16 protein-coding genes are annotated in these 22193 nt (G+C 66.4%); 1 reads left to right on the forward strand and 15 read right to left on the reverse strand.

What is annotated here, in order from left to right; translation table 11 throughout:
* Positions 1-90 precede the first annotated feature (90 nt).
* From O3669_RS02635 to O3669_RS02675, 9 genes are all read right to left on the reverse strand, one after another.
* Entirely contained in the window at positions 91-3693 is a 3603-nt protein-coding gene (locus tag O3669_RS02635; RefSeq protein WP_371523540.1) for an alpha-L-fucosidase, read from the reverse strand.
* Positions 3694-3948: 255 nt separating this feature from the next.
* Positions 3949-4563 carry a response regulator transcription factor gene (locus tag O3669_RS02640; RefSeq protein WP_034505741.1) on the reverse strand — a complete coding sequence of 205 codons (615 nt, stop codon included), beginning with the start codon at positions 4561-4563 and terminating at the stop codon, positions 3949-3951.
* An 81-nt stretch (positions 4564-4644) separates the two neighbouring features.
* On the reverse strand, positions 4645-5367 hold the full coding sequence (gene rnc, locus O3669_RS02645) for a ribonuclease III (RefSeq protein WP_295919266.1): 723 nt from the start codon (positions 5365-5367) through the stop codon (positions 4645-4647).
* The gene (locus tag O3669_RS02650; RefSeq protein ID WP_295968201.1) at positions 5367-5936 is read right to left on the reverse strand and encodes a DUF177 domain-containing protein; all 570 of its coding nucleotides are present in this window, start codon (positions 5934-5936) and stop codon (positions 5367-5369) included. The genes rnc and O3669_RS02650 overlap by 1 nt, the downstream gene beginning before the upstream one ends.
* A complete protein-coding gene (locus O3669_RS02655) occupies positions 5929-6639 on the reverse strand; it encodes a hypothetical protein (RefSeq protein ID WP_295919261.1) in 711 nt (236 codons plus the stop codon). Before O3669_RS02655 ends, O3669_RS02650 begins: the two co-directional genes overlap by 8 nt.
* Before the next feature lie 30 nt (positions 6640-6669).
* Positions 6670-7140: a pantetheine-phosphate adenylyltransferase gene (gene coaD, locus O3669_RS02660; protein WP_314768563.1), complete on the reverse strand. Its 471-nt coding sequence runs from the start codon at positions 7138-7140 to the stop codon at positions 6670-6672.
* Positions 7137-7772, reverse strand: coding sequence for a 16S rRNA (guanine(966)-N(2))-methyltransferase RsmD (rsmD, locus tag O3669_RS02665; RefSeq protein ID WP_371523541.1), 636 nt, complete (start codon positions 7770-7772; stop codon positions 7137-7139). Before rsmD ends, coaD begins: the two co-directional genes overlap by 4 nt.
* 21 nt (positions 7773-7793) lie before the next feature.
* Complete coding sequence (locus O3669_RS02670) at positions 7794-9938, reverse strand: ATP-dependent DNA helicase RecG (RefSeq protein ID WP_371523542.1); 2145 nt, start codon at positions 9936-9938, stop codon at positions 7794-7796.
* Positions 9926-11539, reverse strand: coding sequence for a DAK2 domain-containing protein (locus O3669_RS02675; protein WP_371523543.1), 1614 nt, complete (start codon positions 11537-11539; stop codon positions 9926-9928). The genes O3669_RS02670 and O3669_RS02675 overlap by 13 nt, the downstream gene beginning before the upstream one ends.
* Before the next feature lie 203 nt (positions 11540-11742).
* Between O3669_RS02675 and rpmB the strand changes: the two genes are divergently transcribed.
* Positions 11743-11934, forward strand: coding sequence for a 50S ribosomal protein L28 (rpmB, locus tag O3669_RS02680; RefSeq protein WP_003792657.1), 192 nt, complete (start codon positions 11743-11745; stop codon positions 11932-11934).
* Between the two features lie 226 nt (positions 11935-12160).
* Here the strand turns inward: rpmB and O3669_RS02685 are convergent, their stop codons facing one another.
* The 6 genes from O3669_RS02685 to O3669_RS02710 form a co-directional block, all read right to left on the reverse strand.
* Positions 12161-15727: a proline dehydrogenase family protein gene (locus O3669_RS02685; RefSeq protein ID WP_371523544.1), complete on the reverse strand. Its 3567-nt coding sequence runs from the start codon at positions 15725-15727 to the stop codon at positions 12161-12163.
* Positions 15728-16003: 276 nt separating this feature from the next.
* Positions 16004-16648: a TetR/AcrR family transcriptional regulator gene (locus tag O3669_RS02690; protein ID WP_295919231.1), complete on the reverse strand. Its 645-nt coding sequence runs from the start codon at positions 16646-16648 to the stop codon at positions 16004-16006.
* Positions 16649-16785: 137 nt separating this feature from the next.
* Complete coding sequence (locus tag O3669_RS02695) at positions 16786-18021, reverse strand: hypothetical protein (RefSeq protein ID WP_371523545.1); 1236 nt, start codon at positions 18019-18021, stop codon at positions 16786-16788.
* 244 nt (positions 18022-18265) lie between these two features.
* Positions 18266-19486, reverse strand: coding sequence for a hypothetical protein (locus O3669_RS02700; RefSeq protein WP_371523546.1), 1221 nt, complete (start codon positions 19484-19486; stop codon positions 18266-18268).
* Between the two features lie 229 nt (positions 19487-19715).
* Positions 19716-20858: a hypothetical protein gene (locus O3669_RS02705; RefSeq protein WP_371523547.1), complete on the reverse strand. Its 1143-nt coding sequence runs from the start codon at positions 20856-20858 to the stop codon at positions 19716-19718.
* A 199-nt stretch (positions 20859-21057) separates the two neighbouring features.
* The gene (locus O3669_RS02710) at positions 21058-22086 is read right to left on the reverse strand and encodes a hypothetical protein (protein WP_371523598.1); all 1029 of its coding nucleotides are present in this window, start codon (positions 22084-22086) and stop codon (positions 21058-21060) included.
* Positions 22087-22193: the final 107 nt, after the last annotated feature.

Genomic DNA, 22193 nt, shown 5'->3' on the forward strand with positions numbered 1-22193 from the left:
ATGGACGAGGCTGGGGTGGCCTTCCGCGTGGAAGGTCACCCCAGCCTCGTTGTGCGGCGGTGAGCGTCGCGCCTCACCGTCGTGGTGTGATCAGCGCATCCACTCACCCGTCGCAGCGAAGCGGTACCAGGTGCCACCTATCTGACGCCAGCCGGTGGCCATCGCCCCGTTGCCGTCAAGGTAGTACCAGGTGGCGCCCGCCTGGAGCCAGCCGGTGTGCATGGAGCCGCCCGCGTCGAAGTAGTACCAGCTGTTGCCGACGTGCTGCCAACCGGTGGCCATTGCGCCATCCTCACCCATCATGTACCAGCGCGACCCCAACTGGAGCCAGCCGGTGTGCATGGAGCCGGAGGGATCGAGGTAGTACCAGGCGGTGCCAGCACTCACCCAGCCGGTAGCCATGACGCCGCCGTCGGAGAAGTAGAACCACCTGTCGGCGACCATCGTCCAGCCGGTGGCCATCGAACCCGTGTCGGGCATCAGGTAGTACCAGGCTCCCCCCTGGTCCAACCAACCGGTGACCTGCACGCCCGCGCTGTTGTGGTAGTGCCAGGTGCCGTCCCAGTACACCCATCCGGTGAGCATGTAGCCGTTCTGGTCGAATCGGAACACTCGCCCGTCCAGGGTGAGGGCCTCGTTCTTGGCGTAGTCGCCGCCCGTGATCTTCCACCACCAGCCGACGCCGTTGTTGACCCACATGCCGACCGTATGATCGGGCGTGGGCGTGGGATCCGGCGTGGGATCGGGCGTAGGCGTGGGAACCGGCGTGGGATCGGGCGCGGGCGTGGGATCCGGCGTGGGCGTCGGGTCGGGCGTAGGCGTGGGATCGGGCGTAGGCGTGGGATCGGGAGCGGGTTCCTCGGCGAGTGCCAGGGTCACCAGACCCGATTCACTCACCCCAGCCTCGTTCAGGGCAGTCAGGCGCACGATCGCGCCGTCGTACTCCCCATCAACCGTGAGCGTGATCTCCGCGGCGTTCTCGTTATCCAGAATCGCCCAGGACTCCGAGCCGGGTCTCTTGATCTGCCACAGCAGCGTCGGCATGGGCTTTCCGCTCACCTCGGCCTTGATCGTGACCTGCGTGCCCTCCTTGGCGGTCACCGTGCGGAAGGCACCGTCACCGCTGATCTGCGCATCCTCGGCAGAGCTGGCGCTCACCATCAGGGGCTGGATGACGGGTGCTTCCTGCTCGCCGGGATCGGGATCGGGGGTCTGGGCGGCGAAGGCCTCGACCTCGGCGAGCGCAAACTCACCGTATTCGGTGGGCTGAAGCACGCGGATGTAGCGGGCCTCGAAGCCCTCGAAGTCGACCGTGGACGGACGGGCGCCGACACCGTCAACCTTGATCATGTGGACGCCGTCGACGGCCCCCACCGACGCGGGGTTGAAGGTGGCATCGAGGTGCTCACTCGAGGCGATCACCCAGAAGTCGTGGAGGCGCTGGTCGCAGGGCGTGCCCTGGCAGTTGTCCGAGGAGGATCGGTTCCACACGTTGACGACGCCGAGGGGGTGGCTCTCGCCCAGGTCGACCTCCCACCACGGGTTGGCCTGCTGACCGGTGTGGGACACGGAGCCGTTATCCCACACGCCGTCTGTGTTGCCGTCGACGGCGCGCTCGGCCTTACCGCCCCAGCCGGTGGAGGACTGGGAGGCTGCCTTGTGCAAGGCCAGGTTCTCGCTACCCTTCGTCACGCTCAGCGTGGCACGTTCGGAGGTCACCGAGCCGTTGGCGTTGGTCGCCACGGCGTAGAACTGTGCGCCGTCGTCGGCCATGGTCGTCTCCAGGGAGTACGAGGCGTCGGTGGCGCCTTCGATCATGGTCCCCTCAGTCGCACCCTTGGGCACCCGGTACCACTGGATGGCAGCCGCAGGTCGGCCGGAGGCGACGACCGTGAAGGTGGCGATCTCGCCGTCGGTCACCGACACCGAGGAGGGCTGGGATGCGATGACGGGCGGCTTCGTCGCGGCGTCGTCTCCATAGACGTGAATCGTGGCGCTCGGCTCGCGCACGCCAATCGGGTTGGCGTAGTAGGAGGGGTGGGCCAGCTCGATGCGCAGGGGCGTGACCACTCCGGGGTACAAGGTGAATCCCTCACCGACCTCGCCGGCCTTGATCTGGGCACCCGTGACCTCCACGGCGGAGGTTCCCAGGGAGATCTTGTAGGTCGTCGTGTCGTCGAAGGTGCCGTTGAGCGACAGGGTCAGGTCGCCGATGCGTCCGCCACCCTCGTTGACCAGGTAGGCGTCGTAGACCTGTGCTCCGGAGTATCGCAGCGCGGAGGCTCGACCGAAGAACTTGGAGGACGAGATGGTCGCTCCATCTGTCACCGAGACCGTCTCGGGCGGAATGTAGGTGGGTTCTGCGTCAAAGCTCACCTTGATGACGGCGCGCATATTCGGCTCCGGGTTCTCCCCCGACATGGTCACCGTCAGCGTGGTGCCGTCCTGGGTGAAGTCGAGGGAGCGGTCGGTGCCGTCCACGCTCACGCCGGTGACATGCCCGCCGACTCCGGGCAGGGTCAGCGTCTTGCCTGGGCTCCACAGCTCGGGGAAGAAGTACAGGTCGTTGCCCGTGGTCATGACCTTGCCCCAGTTGGGGGCGGGGTACCAGGTCGGGCGCGCTCCCGTGATGGCGTTCGGGTGGCGTGCCATCCACTGTCCGACATCGGTGACGACGTCGGCGTCGAACGGGTCGATCGTGCCGTCACCCTTGGGACCGATGTTGTAGGCGAATTGTCCGCCCGAGGCGATCGTTCCGATGAGGTTGTTGACGAGCTCGCGTTTCTTGTAGCTCTTCGCGTTATCGTCGCGGTTCGCCCACGAGCAGTATCCCCAGCAGGAGGGGAAGATCGAGCGGATCGACTCCCAGGGACCCATGTGGAAGTCCGTCGTCACCGAGTTGTCGCCGCCGACCTCGAAGTCACCGGCCTTGTTCCACACGCGCGAGTTGACCATCGTCTCGGGCTGGAGTTCGTGGACCCACTGAGCCATGCGCTGGGATTGCTCGGCCGTGGGGCCGCCCATATCGAACCACAGCTCTGCGATCGGGCCGTAGTTGGTGAGCAGCTCGGTGAGCTGGGGCTTGATGACGGTCGTCATCAGCTCTTCATCAATGGGGTTGACGTTGCCGTAGGGTTCGGGTGTCTGCTTCGTCCAGTCGATGATCGAGAAGTAGAAGGCGAGCTTGACTCCGAGCTTGTTGCACTCAGTAGACAGCTCCTTCATGGGATCCTTGCCGTAGTTGGACTGCTTGACGATGTTGTAGTCGGTCGTCTTCGTGTCCCACATGGCGAAGCCGTCATGATGCTTGGACGTGATCATCAGGTAGGTCATGCCCGAGTCGTGGACCGTCTTGCAGATGGCTGCGGCGTCGAAGTTGGCGGCCAGGTCCTTGGCCTTGGCCAGGTAGTCGTCGGTGGGGATGTTCTCCCAGGCCTTGATCTGCTCGGGGTAGCCCATGCCCTGGCGATGGCCGTTGTAGTACCCGCCGTAGACGGAGTAGACGCCAAAGTGCATGAACATGCCGTACTGGAGGCGCTGCCAGTTGGCGATTTTCGGGGTGACGCTGAGGGGGACCGCTGCTGGGATGCCGGTGGGTTGCGGTGGCGCGTCGGCGTATGTGGGGGCGCTCAGGGGTGCGAGCACCAGCGCCGCGGCCGCCGCGCAACCGACAAGCGTTCGCTTGAGGTTCACGGGGTGTCCTTTCAAGGGGGTGTGTGGACTGCGGTGTCCGTCCTCGTCGATGAGGATGAGGCGTACGTTACTCCTTGTAAGTTATCCATGAACCAGTTTGATAGTAGCTTTCCGACAAATCAGGGATTCCCCTGATTTGAACGAAACTCTCATGGCGATATTAATTGAGGGTGCTCCCTAGACGCGAGTGAGCGGGCCGGACGCTCCGACCCGCTCACTCACGCTCTTCTCCAGCCTCATGGACGAGGCCTGGGCTCAGTTACGCCACGCGGCTGCCCTCTGCCCGGCCACCCATGCGGCCACCTGCGTGCGACGCTGCAGGCCCATCTTCGACAGGAGGGACGTGATGTGGTTCTTCACCGTCTTCTCCGCCACCCCGAGCTTTTCGCCGATCTCGCGGTTCGACAGGCCATCGCCGATGAGGTCCAGGACCTTGCGCTCCGAGGGAGTCAGGTCGGCCGTCGGATCCTCGTGGTCGACGCGCCGACGCGTCAGGGTGCGCTCGTCGAGCAGCACGCGGCCGTCAGCAACCGCCTTAATGACGTCGGTGATCTCAGCGCCGCGCACCGTCTTGAGGATGTACGCGCGCGCACCGGCCTCCAGGGACTCAGCCAGGGCCTCGTCGTCGTCGAAGGAGGTCAGGACGACGGGCAGGATCTGCGGGTGGGAGGCGCGCAGGGAATTCATGATGTCGATGCCGGTGCCGTCGGGCAGCTGCAGGTCGACGAGGATGACGTCGGGGCGCACCAGGTCGGCGCGACGCACGGCGTCCGCGACCGAGCCGGCCTCGGCGACGACTTCCAGGGACTCGTCGCGATCGACGATTTCAGCAATACCGCGTCGAACGATCTCGTGGTCGTCGACGATCATCACGCGCGTGCGCGCAGAAGTATTTTCACTCACGAGTTCATACTATCTGTCGGGAGGGCAAACGCCCTCGTGTCTCTCTTACTAATCCTCCGGGGAGAAGCGTTTCATCGCGTCCTGCGCGGCCGCATTCTCGGCGTGTTTCTTTGACGAGGCCTGACCCGAGCCCACCGCGTCAGTGCACTCCGAGACGAAGGCGTGCGCGGTAAAGACGCGCTGGTGGTCTGGGCCCTCGCCCTCCACCTCATAGGTGACGTCCCCCAGGCCCTCGGACTGCGAGTATTCCACGAGGAGGGTCTTCCAGTCCTGGTGGTGGCCGCGCGCGGGGGCGTCCACGAGCAGGAAACGCAGGCGCGCCAAAACGACGCGGCGCGCCTCCTCTAGGCCGTTGGTCAGGTACGTGGCGCCGATGAGCGCCTCGAAGGTGTCGGACAGGATGGAGTCCTTCTCACGCCCCCCGTGCATGGATTCGCCTTTGCCCAGGAACACGAAGTCGCCCAGCCCGATGCGACGGGCCGCAGCCGCCAGGGGCTGCTGGGAGACCGTGGCCGCGCGCATGCGCGAGAGGTCGGACTCTGCCACGTCCGGGTACTGCTCGTAGAGCTTTTCGGCGATGATGATCGACAGGACCGAGTCGCCCAGGAATTCTAGGCGCTCGTTGTTCGCGATGCCGCCGGCCTCGTTCGCGTAGGAGCGGTGCATGAGCGCGAGCTTCAACAAGGGAGCGTCGATGTGCGTGCCCCACGCCTCTACGAGCGCGTCGGTGTCGGTGCGCGGCGGGACGGGAAGGTGCTTTGAGCGGGCCATCACGATCGCCCCGGCTCGGCGGTATCACCCAGCAGGGATGCCAGGGAGGCCAGGCGCGGGTCGACGACGAAATGATCGTGATCGGCGGGCAGGTCGGCCCATTTCTCGCCGCACACATCGCACAGGCCCGCGCAGTCGGAGCTGCACAGGGGGCGCGGGTCGACGAGGGTGACAATGGCGTCACGCAGCTGCGTTTCAATATTGATGGTGTCGCGCTCGCCGATGACGAACAGGTCGTCGGCGTCCTCGTCCTCCTCGTCGGAGGGCGTCAGCGCGGGCGCGCCGGGCTCGAAGTACACCTCCGCGCCGGACACGTCGTGGTGATCGCGCACCTCATCGAGGCATCGCACGCACTCGCCCACCAGGTCCACGGAGGTGGCGACCTGGACGAGGACGCCGTCTTCGACGCTGGTCAGGTCGACGGAGACGTCCAGCGGCGTGCCGGGGGCCACCGCCATCGAGGGGGTGCCCAGGTCATCCGGGGCTCTCCACACGATGTCCTCGTGGAGGGTGGATCCCAGGGCGCGCGGCAGGCGCGCCAGGGACAAGGTCAGGGTCTTGTCACTCATTGCTCAGGTCCACATCGGTGACGTCGACGCCGCGACGTTCGGCGATCGCGCGGCGACCGGCCTCCGTGCGGCGCGACACGTCGGAAATGAGGCGCGCGAGTTCGTCGAGGGAGGAGGCCACGTAGTCGTCGGCACCCTCGCGCAGCTGGGTCGCCGAGCGCTTGGCCTCTGAGACGATCTCACGGGCGCGGTCCTCGGCCATGCGCACGATGTTCTCGGTGGAGACGATCCGCTCGGCCTGCGCGTTCGCGTCGGCGATGGTGGCCTCGGCGTCGGCGCGCGCCTGGGAGACCAGGGCGGTGGCCTCGGCGTCGGCGCGCGAGCGCGTGCGCTCGGCCTCTTCCTCGGCGTCGGAGCGAATCTGGGCGGCACGCTCGTTAGCCTGGTCGAGGGTCGAGGAAGCCCGCGAGTTCGCCTCGGCGATGCGCGTTTCGGCGGCGGAGTCGGCGCGCCCCAGGACGGCGTCCGCGTCGGCGACAACGGCGTCGGCGGCGACCAGGTCCTCGGGCAGGGCTTCGCGCGCCTGGTCGAGCAGGTCGAGGATCTCGGCCTTATTGATCATGATGCAAGCGGAGAGAGGAACCGAGCGGGAGGACTCGACGAGGTCTTCGATCTGGTCGAGAGCAGCGATGACGGTTGAGGGACCGTACACGGTCTCCTCGTTCCACTCGTCCTGGTTCTTGTCTGCGGGCGTGTCAGCCATGAGTCCCTCCTGCTTTCCACCGGGCATGATTCAGCTTCTATTGTCGTTCAAATAACGCACAATCGCTGGTGGGACATACCGTGAAACATCTTTTTTGAGGCTGAGAAGTTCGCGCACGGCGCTTGATGAGACGTGGCCGAGCCCCGGTCGTGTCGGGATCCACCACGTGTCTACTCCCCCCACCTCCAGGTTGAGCGCGGCCTGCGGGGCCTCGAAGTCCGTGTCCTGCGCGCCGCGGACCCCCTTGACGATGAGGGTCGCGCCCAGTCGGGCGGCCTCGTCCATCGTGGCGCCGCTCAGGGCGGTGACCTCGACGCCGGTCAGGTGGGCGGTTGCCTCACGAATGAGGTCGACGCGGTCTGCCGGCGCGATAAGCCCGCGCTTGGCGGGGTTGATGCCCACGCCGATGATGAGGCGATCAGCAACCGCGGCCGCCCGCTCGGCGACGTCTAGGTGTCCGTTCGTGAAGGGGTCAAAAGACCCGGGGAAGAGGGCGATCACTGCGGTCCCTCCTCCAGCAACGAGGCCGTGGCTTCCTCGGGTGCTTGTGCGGGCTCCTCGGCGTCTTCCTCAGGCAGGGGCGGGCCGGCGAAGTAGGCGACGGTTTCCCCCCAGGCGCGCGTGTCTTCCAGGACCAGGAAGGCCGGCCAGGTCGGGACGGGCGCGCGCGTGGAGCGCTCGACGACGACGAGGGCGTCGGGCCCGATCCACGGGGCGAGGCCTTCTAAGACCGCGGTCATCTCCTCCTCGGCGATGTCGTAGGGAGGATCGATGAAGACCAGGTCCACCTCGCCGCTCAACGGCTCGGCGCTGCGCCCACCCAGGTAGGCGCGGGAGTCGGCGGTCACGACGCGGGCGCTCAGTCCGGTGCTGCGCACGTTGGCGGTGGCCACCCGCGCGGCCCCGGAGGCCTTCTCGACGAGCGTGGCACTCGAGGCACCCCGGGACAGGGCCTCAAGGCCGAGGGCGCCCGTCCCGGCATACAGGTCCAGGACGGTAGCCTCCTCCAGAACGTTCATGTGGTCGAGGCGAGAAAACAGCGCCTCCCGGACACGCTCGGAGGTGGGACGAGTGCCGGACTTGGGCACGGCGAGGGTCCTGCCTTTGGCGCTACCTGCGACGATTCTGGTCATGCCACTACCCTACCGGGCGAGCTAGGAACGCTGCATCCATTCAAGCTGTCCGTCCCAGGCCGCCCGCAGGGCACGCTCCAAGTCGGGGTGGCCCCGCAGGGTCGGGTCCTGCGCGACCAGATCCTCGGCCTCGGCCTTAGCGGCGCGAATGAGCGCCTCGTCGCGGCGCACCGACAAGAAACGCAAGTGCGTGGCCGTGCCAGACTGATCGGCCCCAAGAACGTCACCCTCCTTGCGCAGGCGCAGGTCGGCCTCGGCCAACTCGAATCCGTCAGTCGTGCCGGCGAAGGCCGCAAGGCGTGCGCTGCCCGACTCCGTCAGCTCGTGGCGATGCATGGCGATGCACAGGGAGGGCAGGGAGGAACGACCCACACGCCCGCGCAGCTGGTGGAGCTGAGCGAGCCCGAAATGCTGAGCATCAAGGATCACCATGAGGGTCGCATCGGAGACATCCACGCCGACCTCAATGACGATCGTGGCCACCAGGAGCGGGGCGCGCCCAGTCGAAAAATCGTCCATGATCTGCGCCTTGAGAGCCGCGGGCGTGCGGCTGGTCAGCTCATGGATGGCGACCCCTTCCAGGGCCGGGTGAGCGCGCAGGTACGCGGCGACCTCGGCGACTGACGCGAGCGGCCGGGCACCCTCCTCCTCATCTCCAACGTCGTCAGACGCGTCGATGCGGGGGCACACGACGTAGACGCGCCTGCCCTGCGCGATCTCTTCGCCAGCGCGCGCCCACGTACGCTCCACCCAGGCGGCGTTGGCCGCGTCAGCCAAGTAGGTCGCCACGGGCGTGCGCCCCGACGGCATGCCGACCATGCGAGTGTCGTCAAGATCCCCAAAAACAGTCATCGCGATCGTGCGCGGGATCGGCGTGGCCGTCATGACCAGCTCGTGAACGCCGAGCCCGTCATCACGCGACCCACGCAGAGCGGCTCGCTGTTCGACACCGAAACGGTGCTGCTCGTCCACGACCACCAGGGCCAGGTCGGAAAAACGCACGCTGTCTTGGAACAGGGCGTGCGTGCCCACGACAATCAAGGGCTCGCTCGAGGCCATGGCCGCCGCAATCTCTCGGCGCGCGGCCGCCGTCGTCGAACCCGTCAGCAGGCGCACATCGGGAGCCTCATCGCCAAGAGGGGCGAGCAGCGCCCGCAGGGAAGCGACATGCTGCTCGGCCAACACCTCCGTGGGGGCAACGAGAGCCCCCTGGTGCCCGGCAGCCACCACCTGCATAAACGCGATCAGGGCCACCACCGTCTTGCCCGAACCCACGTCACCCTGCAGGAGGCGCCGCATCGGCACCTCTCCCGCCAGGTCCGCGCCGATCTGAGCCACAGCCTCGTTCTGAGACTCCGTCAGCTCAAACGGCAAGCTCGCGCGCACACGCGCCACCAACGGCGCCTCAGCCGGCGAGGCCAGAGCCGGGATCGACCGCGCACCGCGACGCCGAGCCGCAAGCCCCACCTGCAACACGAAGGCCTCCGCGAACGCCAAATCCCGGCGCGCCCGCTGATAGTCCTCATCCGACTCGGGCTGATGCAGCGCCCGCAGACAGCGCGCGTAAGAGTCAACGCGCTGGCGCTCGCGGACGGGTGCGGGCAGCGGCTCGGGCACGTCCGTGTCGTCAAGGTGATCGAGGACCATGCCGACGGCTCGCGCGATCGCCCAGGAAGTCAGCTTCCCGGTCGCGGGGTAGATCGGGATGGGCCGGGACGCGATCCGCTCGATGTCCTCACCGTCCACGCCCTCGAAGGAGGGGTGGGTGAGCTGGAGTTTGCCGCGGTACGCCCCGACCTTTCCGGCGAAGAGGAAGGACTGCCCCGGGGACAAGATGCGCTCAATGGGGATCAGCTTGAACTGGTTTTTCCCGAAAAAAGTCGCCGACAGGTACTGCACGCCGTCGGTGAGGGTGACCTCGAGGCGCACGCCCGCACCGCTTCGGTTAGCGATCAGGTGCGCGGCGACCACCTCGGCCAGGATCGTCACGTCCTCGCCCTCACGCAGGGAGGACAGGGGCGTGAGCCTACCCCAGTGGTAGTAGCGGCGCGGGGCGACCATCAGCAGGTCACCGACCGTGGCGATGCCCGCGCCCTCCAGCGCTGTGGCGGTCTTCTTGGGCAGGCGCAGGGCCAGGGGGATGTCCAGCGCGCTCACGGGGTGCACCCCGCCACCAGGCTCGGGCCCGACTGCCCGCCGTCCCACGTTTCCAAGTCGATCGAGGAGGACGCGTCGCGCGTGGACAGCAGCTGGCGCACGGTCGCCACCGTGTACGGGCCGTCGTCCTCACGCGAGATCAGCAGGCGCCAGACCCGTTCACCGCCTCGCGCGGCCTCAGCCATGGCCTCGGCGATTCCCTCGGGGTCCCCGTCACGAGGCAGTGGCGCGCTCGCGCTCGACGTCAGGGCCTCGTGGGCGCCGTCTCGCAGCATGCGGGCCAGCGTCGGGGCCGCCTCCACTCCCCCGGGCTGGGGCACGAAGAGGGGTGCGCAGGCGCGCGCCACCGCCAGCACGTCCAGGTCATCGCGGCTATCCGCGCGCAAAATCGCGGGCACGCCCGGCGTCGGCGAGGGCAGGACCGAGGCCACCGTTCCCACCAGGGCGGCGCTGGCCTCGTCGCAGGGGGCCACGAGGGTGACGCCCGTACGCGAGGCGGCCGCGGAGACGATGCCGACCGCGTCGACCGCGCTGGGCTCCAGGAAGACGACCGCGCCAGCGCGTGCCAGGTCCTCCACGAGGCCGGGGGCGCGCGTGCAGGCAATGACGCGTGCTCGCTCGACTCGGCGCATGGGACGGCGCTGGAGCAGGCGAACCCCGCGGTGCGTCAGCCCCTCGTCGGCCAGCTCGTCAATGCCGATCTGCGCATCCGGGCGCGCGTCGCTGACCTGGAAACGCACGACCTGCCCCGACGTCGGATGGGCCGCCAGCGGCGCGGAGGTGTCCACATGCAGGCGCCACTCCCCCATGCCGAACAGGTCGACGCGCCCCACGTAGGACAGACGCGCGCCCAAGCCGGACAGGCGCCCCAGCAACGCACGCAGGTCCTCCGAAGTCCCCTCGAGGATAATGTCCACCGTGAAATCGCGTCCCGGCGGAGGCGAGGCCGGCTCCGGTGCGCGCGACTGACGGCGCGCCAGGTCCGCCAGCATCGCCGTGAACGACTGCAAAATGCCCGCGTCTGCGCGCATCGACGCGTCAATGCAGGCCAGGACCAGGGCAATGAAGGCACCGCCCGGGTCGATGCGCCCCGTCGACTCGTTCGTCGCATCCACCAGGCCAATCTGAGCCTGAGTAGAAAAGCGGGAGAACACGTCCTCCACATCGGGCAGCGTGGGCCCCAGCTCCGCAAGCTCGCGCACGGCGCCGCCCAGCATCTCCGCCAGGGCATCCGACCACCCAATGTAGGAGGACGTCGGAACCAACGACGAGGCGAGCATGCGGCGCAGGGCTACCGGTGTCACCTCGCGGTCCTCCCCCAGGGCCCCGGCCCAGGCCTCGAAGAGGGCAGCCAACGCGACCCCGCTGTGCCCAACGCCCCGGCGAATCAGCGTCTCAACCCCCGCCTCAAGGGCCACGCGCAGGTGCGCGCGCGGCTCCAGTGAATCCATGGCGGCGGCCAGCGCGGCCATCGTCGCCGCCGCGTTCGTCCCCGTGTCGCAGTCCGCGCCATCCCAGCCGTCTAGGTCGTCAAGGAAGGGCGCGAGCCTGGCGGCCTCCTCAGCCCCGGCGCGACACGCCGCAATAATCACCGATGCGTTCAGTTCCATGACTCCCCTTTCCAGCCCTCCATTGTCCCCACGCCGCCCGCTGTGTGCGACCTGACACGAGCAAAACCGCGTGCGACTTGTTGAAAGCGCGCATCATCCGCTATTCTGTCATGGTTGCCTTCGGTTCAAGCACCGAAGGATGCGTTTCCCCGCGACCGTGGGGAGCCAAAGACTGAACTGGAAGACATACCGAGGAGAACATCGTGGCTGCCGTTTGTGACGTGTGCGGTAAGGGACCCGGCTTCGGCAAGAGCGTGTCGCACTCGCACGTTCGCACCAACCGCCGGTGGAATCCGAATATCCAGCGCGTTCGCGCCCTGGTCAACGGGACGCCCAAGCGCCTGAACGTGTGCACCAAGTGCCTGAAGTCCGACAAGGTTGCTCGCGCGATCTGACGGACCCTGCCGATGCCCCACCGGGCATAGGAAAAACGCCCGCGACAACTGTCGCGGGCGTTTGTTATACCCACATCATGGTGCGTGCGCGCGGATCAATGCGCGTTGTGCGGCTGGTAAGCCCACGGCACCACGCGTGTCCGGGACAGGTGCGATCCTCCGGGTATGGCGATGCCCCGCGACATCCGACCCGTGGAACGAATCGGCGCCGCGGGGCACACACCGATTAGAGAAGCTGAGCAGCCAGGTCGAGCGGGGTGCCGAACCTGTGGTTCGTGATCGAGACCGCCTGCTCGCGCAGGAAGGGCAGCAGCTCCGAGTGCGGGCACGCCGTCACGGCGCCCGTGTACAGGGCGACGTCGGGGCTACCCCAGCTCGCGCGGGTCGCACGGTCCCAACGCTGCGCCGACGCTTCCTCGCGCGGGCCGAGGATACGCACGCGCATCCCCAAGCCACCCGAGTTCGACACGGTCGCCAGGCGAGACTCCCAGGCGCGCGCATCCTCGACGCTGACCTCAACGCCCGCCGCGAGCAGGACCGACATCAGCGGCGCGGGAAGCTCCTGCGCGACGGAGACGCCGATGGGGCCACCCGCGAGGAGGCCTGCCGCCAGCACGCGGGCGACGTCCGCCAGAGCGGTTCCGTCCCCGGCGCGCAGGAGGACCGGAGTGGCGCGGTAGCGCAGAATGTTGCGCTCGCACGCCATGCCGGTGACGTCGCGGTTTGCTCCGTAGTCACTCTCCCAGGCGCTGGCGTCCGCCGCGACGGCACGGCGGAGCTCGGCCAGCTCGGCGGCGCTCAGCTGATCGCGCACCGCGTCGCACAGGGCGCGCACGCGCGGGGCGAGGGTCGGCGTGCTGTGGGCGGCCTCGGGTGCTGCCGCGCCCTCGGGGGCCGCTTGCACCTCGCCGAGGCCCAGCAGGTAGGAGGGGCCTCCGGCCTTCGTGGTCGAGCCGATCGCCGAGCGCTTCCAGCCGCCGAAGGGCTGGCGGCGCACGATAGCACCGGTGATGCCGCGGTTGACGTAGAGGTTACCGGCCTCGATACCCTCGAGCCACAGCGCCAGCTCCTCGGTGTCGAGCGTGTGCAGGCCGGAGGTCAGGCCGTAGTCGACCTCGTTGACTACCTCGATGGCTTCCTCGAGAGTATCCACGCGCATCACGCCGAGGACGGGCGCGAAGTACTCGGTCAGGTGGAACTCGCTGCCGGGCACAACACCCGCACGGATACCAGGGGTCCACAGGCCGTCGCCCAGGTAGCGCGGCTTGAGCACCCAGTGCTCGCCCTCGCCCAAGGTCGTCAGGCCGCGCACGGCCTTCTCATCATCGGGAACGACGACGGGACCCACCTGGGAGTCGAGGGAGGCGGGGCCACCCACCCGCAGCGAGGCGGCCGCGTCCACGAGCTGGCGGGCGATGCGCGCCGACTTGCCGGCTGATCCGACGAGGACCAGCAGGGAGGAGGCCGAACACTTCTGTCCCGCGTGGGCGAAGGCCGAGTGCACGACGTCGCGCACGGCCAGGTCGGGGTCGGCCGACGGCGTGACGATGATGGCGTTCTTACCACTGGTCTCGCCCAGCAGGTGCATGTCGGGCTTCCAGGAACGGAAGAGGCGGGCCGTGTCGTAGGAGCCGGTCAGGACGACGCGGTCCACGGCCTCGTGCGTGACGAGGTAACGCGACACGTCCCCATCCTCGAGCGGCGCGAGCGCCACCAGGTCCTTGGGAATCCCGGCCTCGTGGAAGGCCGCGACGAGCTCCGCCGCGCAGCGCTTGGCGGGAGGGGCCGGCTTGAGGATGACGGCACTGCCCGCGGCCAAGGCGGCGGCGACGCCTCCCACCGGGATCGCGACCGGGAAGTTCCACGGCGAGGCGACGACGGTGACGTCCACGGGCACGAAACGCGCGCCCGCCATGTGGGCCTCGTCGAAGAGCTCCAGGGACGCGTTGGCGTAGTGGTGACAGAAGTCGATGGCCTCGCTGACCTCGGGGTCGGCCTGATCGATGGTCTTACCGGCCTCAGAGCCGGCGACCTCGATGAGCTCGCCCCGGCGGGCAGCCAGGACGTCGCCGACGCGGTGCAGCGCGGCCGCACGCTCCTCGGGAGCCAGCCCCTGCCACGCGCGGGCGGCACCGGCGCTGGCCTTCACGAGGGCGTCGATCGCCTCGTTCGTGGCCAGGGCCTGCGCACCGACGCGCACTGCCTCAACCCCGAGGGTCGAGGCCGGGATAGCGGCAGCGATGTCGCGGGCCCACTGGCGGTTGGCCGCCAGAGCCGGATCGGAGTCGGCCTCCGAGGCGAAGGGACGCCGGGCGCGCTCGGCAACACTGCCCTGCTCGGCGGGGACACCGGCCTTACGCTGCGCGAGGCGATCCTGCCTGCGGTTGGGAGCGGGCACGGGGGCACCGGGGTCGACGTTGGACAGGGCCGCCAGGAAACGGTCGCGCTCACGAGCGAACACGTCCTCGTTCTTGGCGATGTCGAAGACACCGGACATGAAGTTCTCGGGGGCAGCGTTCTCCTCGAGGCGACGCACGAGGTAGGAGATCGCAACGTCGAACTCACGCGGGTTAACGACGGGCACATACAGCAGCAGGGAGCCGACGTCACGGCGCACGACCTCCTGGATGCCCGTGGCCATGCCGGAGAGCATCTCGAACTCAACGCTGTCCTCCACGCCGCGCGCGGCGCGCAGCTCGTAAGCGAAGGCAATGTCAAAAATGTTCTGACCGGCCACACCCAGCCGGATAGCGCGGGTGCGCTCGGGGGTCATCGCCCATTCGAGCATACGCTTGTAGTTGGTGTCCGTGTCCTGCTTGGACGGCCAGGTCGTCAGCTCCCACCCGTGGATTTCGGCGTCCACCCTCTCCATGGACAGGTTCGCGCCCTTGACGACGCGGACCTTGATGCGCGAGCCGCCCGCATCCACGCGCTTGCGCGCCCATTCCTGGAGACGCTGGAGGGCGCCGAGGGAGTCGGGCAGGTACGCCTGGAGGACAATGCCGGCCTCGTAGCCGCGCATGTCGGGCTGGTCGAGGATCGAGGTGAAGACGGCGATCGTCAGGTCGAGGTCCTTGTAGTCCTCCATGTCGAGGTTCAGGAAGGTGCCATTGTCGCGTGCCAGGCGGTACAGGGGCGCCAGGGCGCTCACGCCGTGGGCGACAACCTCCTTGAAGCCCCACGGGTTGTGCGGTCCGGTGACGGCCGAGACCTTGATGGAGACGTAGTCGACGTCCTCTCGCGTGACGAGGCGCGAGACCTCGGCCAGGCGGTGGGCCGCTTCCTTCTCACCGAGGACGGCCTCGCCCAGAAGGTTGACGTTGAGGCGGTTCCCGCCCTTGCGCAGGCGAGCCAGCGCCGGACCCAGGCCCCGATCCGTCGCGTCGACGACGAGGTCGCCGACGATTTCACGGAACACTCGGCGCGCGGTGGCCGTGACCGTGCGGGGCGCGAGGCGAGAAGCGGTCGAGCCCAGGCCCATCGCGGCGGCGAGTGCCGGGGGCAGGAAGCTCTTGCGGCCCGCCGACAGGCGCTTCATCGCCGCGCTGGCCACATCCAGGTCCGCGGGGCGAACGACGTCATCGACGAAACGGGTGGTGAAGGTCAGGCCGTCCGGATCGGCGAGGATTCGCGACAGCAGCTTGGCCGATTGCGGCGTCGGTTCGTGGGCGGATTCGTCGACCCAGCGGCGGGCCCGGACAATTGCCCGCTCCCCCAGGGCCCACAGGTCATCGGGGCAGCGACGGGCGGTGGAATTGTGGCTCGGCGGGGCGGGAACAGCGGTGTTCGTCATGCGTAGTCCTCCAGGCGTGAGTAAGCGTCGGATCATCCGCGTCACGTGCTTGATCAACCCTGGGCACGTGTCGCCAGACTCCCGACATTGTGAAGCATGCTGGTTTGTCTATCCTAACCCGCATGCCCCCTATCTGGAGCGGCAGGAAGCGCGCACGGAGCGACACAAACAAGGGACCTAAGCCCCAAACCGCTAGCAATCCTCACTAACACCCCAACGCTGTGATGCACTTCACTGCTTGCGGGCTTCTCTCCACGTCGGCAACCCCGGCCTCGTTCACGGACGAATGAGCCAGCGATCCTTCACGTCAGCGACCATCCCGGCCATCACCTCGCGCATATCAACATCCGCCCCACCGTCCGCACGCGAACACAACCACTGGACCTGCAAGCCGTCGGACAACCCCACCAACTTGCGGGCAATCTTCTCGCTCGGAGCGCCGGGACGCACCTCGCCCATCGCCTTCCCCCGCTCAAGCGCATCCACCAGATACGAAATCGCCCCCAACAGGTGCTCACGGAACCACGGATGGGCCTGATGATCAGCATCGATAACCGCCGCCGACATCGCCGTGTACAGGGCAACCCCGTCAGGATGACGCTGGTTATGCGCGACCATCTCCACCCACGCGTCGAGCGCAGCCTCCGCGCTCGCATCACCCCCGGGAAGTCGACTCAACGTGCGCCGGTCGCGCTCCTCCAGGACGGCAGCCAGCAGCTGATCCTTGGAGGAATAATGGTGCAGCAGTCCCGCTTTGGAAATGTCCGAGGCCCGGGCAATGTCCGCCAGAGAGGTGGCCACGTAGCCCCGGGTCGAGAAAAGGGTCAACGCCTCAGCAAGAATCCGCGCTTTCTTATCCTCACTGCCAGCCTTCGGGCGGCCGGGCCGACGTGTACTCGTTGCCTGCGCGTCATTGCTCATCGGGACTGCTCCGCTCTCGCTGTGACAGAGTTACCAACAACCCATCATAGCGTGCCCGCGTGCGCTTGCCACCACTTTGGAAAATTAGCGCACAATAGCGCGGCGCGAGGCTCCCGCCCCGCGCCGTTCGCGCATCATCAGGCGAATGTCGCCTCGAGCTTCGGTTTGCCGTCCTCATCAACGAGGACCATGCCTGCATTGTCAGTCTTCACAACCACCTCCACGGTGCACTCGAACTCCTTCGGCTTCTTGTCGCGTCCTGTTTTATTCACGACCAAGAATGTCGCTTGCCCCGAATAGGTGCGCTCCCCCATGCCATTGGGCTTCATAGACGTAGGCAGGCTCTTAATCTCCTGTACGGTCCAACCCATGAACTCCATTCGCTGGGGGCATACCTTGTTGGCATTATCGGTGGCGGTTGCGCAGGAGTTCGTCAGGGCGACGGCCGCATCCAAGGCTGCCGAGGCCAGGGCATCGTTATACGCGCCCGTCAGCTTGACGCTAGAAGCAGCGACCCCCTTGGTATTGGAGACCATATCCGCCTTCACGCGCAGCGTGACGGGATCGGCATCGATGTAGTCGGTCGTGTCTGCGGCTGTGAAGGTGTAGACGCCCGGATAGAACATGTAGTCCGTGCCGTTGGTCATTACTCCCGTATTGATCGCCCCCTTCACGCCTCCGACCGTAAAGTACGAGACCTTCTTGCCGGTGACGTTCACGCGCGCGATCAGGGCGTTTTGCATCTTCCAGTTCTTCAGCACGCCAAACGTGGGTTCTGTGGCAATCAGGCCGAAGGAGTAGGTGAAGCGCTCTCCGTCGAGCTGCATCGTCGCCGTGACGGTGGTGACCTTATTTCCCCCGTAGGGCGTGGCAACGACGTCTTCGACGACAATCCGAGACTTGGCCGAGGCCATGACGTCGTTCGTCAGGAAGCCCCGCTGCTCATTGGGCAGGCCAGGATCGACCATCGCAGTGGCCGCGCTTGCGTTGCCGGCGGCCAGATAGTCCAGGTACTGGCGCACGGTGGCCTCGGGAGTGCGCGTCCAATTCGCGAACATGATGCTGAGGGCTCCCACACCGCCGAGCACTGCCAGGACGACAATTGTGACGATCGCCCGCTTGACGCGCCGACGACTCTTGTCCGACATGGGGGTGAAGGACACGGCCGGGCTCTGCGCGGGTGCGGCTGAAGCCTCAAGGAGTGCCTCGGGTGTGGGCGGGAGATCGATGCCGTCGGGCTCGGGGGCGGGGGGAAGGCCACCAGATACCGTCTGCTCGCTGTCTTCTGAGGCCTCGGGCGGCGGAGGGGCCACTTCGCCCGGAGAGGGAGGAGGCGTGCTCCCCTGATCTTTGTCCTCGCGATTGTCTTCCATCGTTGCTCCTCACTGCGCTGCGCGTCCGCCCTCAACCCACCGGTGGGTTCCTTGGCGTGCCTGTCGGGCGAAAAACGCACTAATTCTCTCATATGTGAAAATTCGGCTCAACCACCGTCCAACACTAGGAGGCAAGGCCCGGGCTACATCTGGCGGGCCCTGGCGGTTCGCGCAGGTCACGAGGCCTACTGTCCACGTGGACAAACGAAGCGGCGCGGGGCGTCAGCCCCGCGCCGCTCGCGTCTCAGTAACCGAAGCTCACCTTGAATTGTGGCTCGCCCGAGGCGTCTGTTTTGATCGCCCCGTTCTCATCGAGCATCACGGTTGCGGTCACCGTCGAGTCGACATCATGAGGTTCCTTATCCCAGCTGGACGTGCTCTGGATCGAGAACACTGCCTCCCCTGTGAAGCTGCCGTCATCGCCACGCTTCTTCATGGTGGCTGGCACCTTCTTGACCTGCAGGACGGACAGGTTCGTCGCTCGCACCGAGCTCGGGCAGGCCTGATCGATGTTGCCGGGGACGGTCGCGCACGAGTTCGTCAGGGCGACAGCCGCGCTCAGAGCCGCGTCCGTCAGCTTGGAGTTATAGTCTCCCTTGAGCTGGACGCGCTGGGCGGTATCCCCCGATCGGCTAGAGCCAGTCTCAGGCTTCACCCGCAGGGTCACCGGATCAGCGTCAACATACTCGCCCAGATCGACGGGAGTGAGAGTGTAGATGCCCGGGTAAAACACAAACTCGGTGCCGATGGTCATCTCGCCTGCGGGCACCGACGTCGTCACCTCACCGACGGAGAACTTCGAGACTTTCTCTCCCATGATGCGCACGGGCATGACCAGCGAGTTCTCGAGCTTCCAGTTCTTCAGTACACCGAACGTCGGCTTCGCGGAGGAGACGGTGAAGTTGTAGGTGAAACGCTCACCGTCGAGCTGCATGGTGGCGGTGACCGTGCGCGTCTTCGCGTCCTCGTTCGTATCGGCGACGATGTCCTCGATGACGATGCGCGCGTCGGCCGCGGCCATGACGTCGTCGGTGAGGAAGGCGCGCTTGTCGTTGGCCAGGCCCGGGTCTGCCATCGCGGTCGCTGCGCTGGCCTTGCCTGCGGCCAGATAGTCGAGATACTGGCGCACGGTCGCCTCCGGCGTGCGGGTCCAGTTCGCGAACATGATGCTGAGCACTCCCACTCCTGCGAGAACCGCGAGGGCTACGACAGCGATCACGCTTCGCTTGATGCGACGTCGGCTCTTCGTTGACATGGGTGTGAAGGCGATACCCCCGTTGGCCTGCGCAGCGGGCGGGACCTCGGCGGGGGGCGGCACCATAACGGGCACCTGCCCCGTCACCCAGGCCTGGGGTGCGGCGGGCACCGGTGCAGGGCTGGGCACCGGCGCCGCGGGAGCGTCGTGTTCTGGCGCGGGAGGCGGGGCAGTCATCCGCGCATCCGCATTGTCGGCGTGTGCATCCATTGTTTCTCCTCACTGTGCGACGGCTGTACCCGAGCTCCCACGCCTGGGATACGACGCGGACCACAGGGGCACAAACCTGATAATTTTCCCATAAGCATCATGGCACCTCAAGGCCACACGCGGCTCACGCTCCTGGAACGAGGCCGGGGCTGGGTTCCGGCGCACACACGCATGTCGCCCGTCCGCTGCACGGACGGGCGACATCACTGGTCGGAGTGTGATGATGACCTTAGAGGGGTGCGCTCACGAAGAAGTCAGGCTTGCCGTCCGGCGTGAGCTTGAGCAGCCCATCGTTGTTGAATTGGACGTTGACGACAACCTTCGAATCAACGTCGTGCGTTCCCGGCATGTAGTACATGGAGTACTTGTCGGAGTAGGTAACCTCGAACGTGACCGGCCCTTGGAAAACCCCCGGATCAGTGTGCATCGGTTCCAGCGATGTGGGCATCGTCTTGACGGAGATAGCGGTCACCGCGTCGTTTTGGAGAGCTAACGGGCAGTCAGTATTCAGGTTTCCCGGAATGGAGGCGCAGGAGTTCAGGAATTCCTTCGCGGACTCGAGCGCCGCTTCCTTCAGTTTGTCGCTGTAGGTTGCTTCCAGGGACACGTCGGCGGCATCAGCAGAGGAGGCGGTTCCACCGTGGACGCCGTCAAGGACGGCAACGGTCTTGGTGTTGACATCCACGTATTCGCTCGGGGCGACGGGCGTGAACGTGTAGACGCCGGGGTAGAAAAAGTACGTGGCCGGCTTACCAGAGACAAGCTTGCGCGGAGCGTCGGCACTCACCCCTCCGACGGTGAACTGGGTGTATCCCTGCGCGTCGACGCTGACCTGCGCAGCCAGGGAGTTCTTCACCGTCCAGTTATTGAGAACGCCCATCGTCGGCTTGTCCTTGGTCACGGTGAAGGCGTGGGTGAAGCGCTCCCCGTTGACCTGCAGGGTGGCCGACACCTGACGGGTTTCGGCGTCCTCATTCTTGTCGGCGGCCACTTCTTCGACGACCAGCAGCGAACTCGCTGAAGCCATGGCATCGTCGGTCAGAAAGACCTCCTGATCGTTCGGGGCGCCCGGGTCGACCATCGCCGTGGCCGCGCTGGCTTTACCGGCGGCCAGCAGGTCCAGGTACTTGCGCACCTCAGCCTCGGGCGTACGAGAACTATTAGCCACCTTGATAGCCACCACACCGGCGATGACCAGCACAACGAGGACGCCGACCAGAATCCCCACGAGCATGACCCGCTTCTTACCCCGGCCAGAAGAGGGGGTCGACGCCACGCTGCGCCCGGCAGGCACCGGTGGCCCCGGAATCGCAGGGCTCACAGGCGGTGCAGGTATCGGAGCCGCACTCACGTCATTCTTTTCAGTACCCATCAATTGCTCCTCACAACGTTTGACATTCAGCAGCCAGGATTGCAGTGCACTCTGTGCGCACCGTCATCCAACCACTCAGGCCTGCCCAGTATCACGCCGCGCATGCAACGAGTCAAAGAAGGATCACAGTGCGGATAGTTGGTGCCCGTCCGCTTCACGCGGACGGGCACCAGGTGTATAGGGACGGCGGAAGCGGACGTTAGAAGGCGAATTGCACCTTAAAGTCCGGCTTGCCATCGGCGGTCAGCTTCAGCACTCCGTCGTCGTCGAAACGCGCGTCAACATTCACCGTCGAGACGATGTCGTGCGTTCCTGCGAACAGCGTCCCCTCTGTCGTGACCGTGTATGCCACGCTCCCGGAAAATGACGTTGGATCAAAGCTGTACGAATCGAGAGATGTCGGCTTTTCTTTGATGGAAATAGCGGTGACGCTCTTTCCCCGAATCTGGTTCGAGCAGTCATCCCCCTGATTGCCGGGATAGGTCCCACACTTTTCAACGAGCGCCTGAGCTGCTTCGAGAGCAGCAGCTTCCAGCTTGTCGTTATAGGTCGCCTTGAAGGTGACGTCGCTCTTGCCATCGTCATTTTGAGTGCGCACGTCATCGAGCACGGAGACGGACGCGGGGGTGGTGTCAACATACTCGTTCGGCGCGACAGGCGTGAAATTGTATGTGCCCGGATAGAAGAGGAAGGAACGCCCTTCCATGTAGAGACTTGCTTTGTCAATGGAGGCCTTCGTCTCACCGACGGAGAACTGATCGATTCCATCACCGTCCACGGTCACAGGCACTGCCAGCGAGTCCCGAATCTTCCAGTTGTCCAGAACGCCCATCGTCGCATCGTCCGCAGTGACACGGAAGGCATGGGTGAAGCGTTCCCCGTTGACCTGCATGGTCGCGGTCACGGTGCGAGTGTCGGAATCGTCGTTCGTATCCGCGACGACGTCTTCGACGACCAGCCGCGAGGTTGCCGAAGCCATCACGTCGTCGGTCAGGAAGGTACGCTGATCGTTATCCACGCCAGGATCGACCATCGCCGTCGCCTCGCTCGCCTTACCGGCGGCCAGCAGGTCCAGGTATTTGCGCACCTCGGCCTCGGGCGTGCGAGAACTATTCGCCACCTTGATAGCAACGACGCCCGCAATCACCAGCACGACGAGAACACCAACCAGAACCCCGATCAGCTTCATGCGCTTACGCGCGCCAGGCGAGACCTGCGTGAAGGACACCCCCGCGGCGGGAACCCCACCGGGCCCCGGAACAGGCGCGGCACCGGGCCCGGGAATGGGAGCGGCACCGGGCCCCGGAACAGGCGCGGCACCGGGCCCGGGAATGG

The organism is Pauljensenia sp. 20925_1_34 (genome assembly GCF_041432775.1).
In the GTDB taxonomy this organism is placed as follows: Bacteria; Actinomycetota; Actinomycetes; order Actinomycetales; family Actinomycetaceae; genus Pauljensenia.

What these genes read in the sequence shown, in the direction of transcription:
- O3669_RS02650 (WP_295968201.1), bottom strand. Translation starts at nt 5,936, where the DNA reads ATGAGTGACAAGACCCTGACCTTGTCCCTGGCGCGCCTGCCGCGCGCC.
- O3669_RS02695 (WP_371523545.1), bottom strand. Translation starts at nt 18,021, where the DNA reads ATGGAAGACAATCGCGAGGACAAAGATCAGGGGAGCACGCCTCCTCCC.
- O3669_RS02705 (WP_371523547.1), bottom strand. Translation starts at nt 20,858, where the DNA reads ATGGGTACTGAAAAGAATGACGTGAGTGCGGCTCCGATACCTGCACCG.
- O3669_RS02675 (WP_371523543.1), bottom strand. Translation starts at nt 11,539, where the DNA reads ATGGAACTGAACGCATCGGTGATTATTGCGGCGTGTCGCGCCGGGGCT.
- O3669_RS02640 (WP_034505741.1), bottom strand. Translation starts at nt 4,563, where the DNA reads ATGATCGTCGACGACCACGAGATCGTTCGACGCGGTATTGCTGAAATC.
- O3669_RS02700 (WP_371523546.1), bottom strand. Translation starts at nt 19,486, where the DNA reads ATGGATGCACACGCCGACAATGCGGATGCGCGGATGACTGCCCCGCCT.
- O3669_RS02685 (WP_371523544.1), bottom strand. Translation starts at nt 15,727, where the DNA reads ATGACGAACACCGCTGTTCCCGCCCCGCCGAGCCACAATTCCACCGCC.
- rsmD (WP_371523541.1), bottom strand. Translation starts at nt 7,772, where the DNA reads ATGACCAGAATCGTCGCAGGTAGCGCCAAAGGCAGGACCCTCGCCGTG.
- O3669_RS02690 (WP_295919231.1), bottom strand. Translation starts at nt 16,648, where the DNA reads ATGAGCAATGACGCGCAGGCAACGAGTACACGTCGGCCCGGCCGCCCG.
- rnc (WP_295919266.1), bottom strand. Translation starts at nt 5,367, where the DNA reads ATGGCCCGCTCAAAGCACCTTCCCGTCCCGCCGCGCACCGACACCGAC.
- O3669_RS02655 (WP_295919261.1), bottom strand. Translation starts at nt 6,639, where the DNA reads ATGGCTGACACGCCCGCAGACAAGAACCAGGACGAGTGGAACGAGGAG.